Raw genomic sequence first — 1,866 nt, 5'->3', positions numbered from 1 at the left:
CTGCCCCCCGTTTGCCGGATGAATAATTAAGCTTGTTTTAGCCCCTACCCCTTAGATGATTCGGTAGGGGTTCTTTTATGCTTACTACCGCAACCCAACAAGGTGGGTAGTATTTGACGCTTACCTTCCTTTGGCTTCTCCGATTTAACCACTTGAAGAGCAAGGACCTTGCAATATGGTAAGCGGTGTTTTATAGCGCTCCTAAGTTTATCAGTTGCCGGGGTTTCCCGATTGGTGGCTCCGCATAAAATCTAGGTTTGAGGGGTAAATAGAGCCAAAATGTAGTGGCAACTAAGTTTGTCAGAGAGCAAATATTATCTAGACAACAGGCAATAATAGTGGTATCATCTAAGCATGTTCATCAAAATAACCAAATCCAAAAACTATCAATACGTTCAACTGGTGCAGTCTTACCGGGAAAATGGTGTTGTTAAACACAAAGTACTCCTTAATCTCGGTCGCCTGGACGAGATCGAAAACAACCCCAGCTTTCAAAGGCTTGGTAAGCGCCTTTTAGAATTGTCCAAGGCCAGGGAGGTGACCAGTTTAGAGAACTTTTCTGAGGCGCAGATCAAGAACTGGGGTTATGTGGTCTACCCAGAAGCTCTGGAATCAATTTGAATTACCCAAACTTCTCCGTAACATTAGCGCCAAACGCAAGATACAATTCGACTTAAGTGGAGCCAGTTTTCTTATGGTCGTCCAGCACCTCCTTGAACCCAGGAGCAAATTAGGTACCTACATGCATCAGCACCGTTATGCCAGTTTACCCGAAGTGGGCTTGAACCACCTTTACCGCTCCTTGGACCTACTCTGCGAGTATAAAGAATTGTTGGAAGAGGAGATGTTCAAAAAGAACCGCCACCTTTTTAACATGCAGGTAGATGTAGTTTTTTACGATGTAACGACCTTTTCCTTTGCTAGCGTCGAGGCCGATTCTCTTCGTGATTTTGGCTTTAGTAAAGACGGCAAGTTTAATGAAGTCCAGGTGGTACTGGGCCTGCTTATCGATTGTGAGGGCCGGCCGATTGGTTATGAGCTTTTCCCTGGTAATACCTTTGACGGTAAGACCCTGGAGGTAGCCTTAGAAAAGTTGGAAAAACGTTTTGGCCTGCGCCGGGTGATTATCGTCGCCGACCGGGGGATTAATAGCAAGCTCAATTTAAAGCGCATAGTGGAACGGGGCTACAGCTACATCTTTGCCGCCCGTATCAAAAACATGAAGAAAGAGATTACTGATATGATATTAGACGAAAACGGCTACCAGGAGATAAAGGACGAGGAAGGAGAAGTTATCCGCTACAAAGTTATCGAGTACATAAACGAGTTCACCGCCGAAGGGGAAAAATACAGGTTACCGGAAAAGCTAATCGTCACCTACTCCAGCCGGCGGGCGGAAAAAGACCGGGCTGACCGGGAAAGGTTAATTGAGAAAGCCCAAACCCTTTTAGAAAGCAAGGCCCAAATCCGGGCCAGCAACAAACGCGGTGGTAGGAAATACCTCAAAGAAGTTAACTGCACCGGGACATGGATACTAGACGAAGAAGCAATTAACCGGGACCAACAATTTGATGGCTATTACGGCATTCAGACCAGCGAGAAAGAAATGAGTGCCCGGGACATCCTGGAGGCTTACCACAACCTGTGGCGGATTGAAGAATCTTTTCGTCTTATGAAAAGCACCTTGGAAGTCCGGCCGGTTTTTCACTGGACCGAAAGGCGGATTAAGGGACACTTTGTGGGCGTTGTCCCAAAAATCGTGGAAAATGAAGGTGGCGGTCCCTCAATCCTCTGTGATATAACAGAGGTGGACAATCCATACAAAAGGAGGTAACCGCCACCAATGCCAGTATATCACAAGTCAAA

Annotated in this window: 1 pseudogene; it reads left to right on the top strand. The window is 46.3% G+C overall.

The annotated features are described in order from the left end of the window. Positions 1 to 354 precede the first annotated feature (354 nt). Positions 355 to 1,741, top strand: a pseudogene (locus tag TAMC210_RS13155) (IS1634 family transposase); the annotation flags it as partial. Positions 1,742 to 1,866 lie beyond the last annotated feature (125 nt).

The organism is Thermanaeromonas sp. C210 (genome assembly GCF_013167955.1).
Classification (GTDB): Bacteria; Bacillota; DSM-521; order Neomoorellales; family Neomoorellaceae; genus UBA12545.
This window is presented reverse-complemented; position numbering and strand designations above follow the sequence as displayed.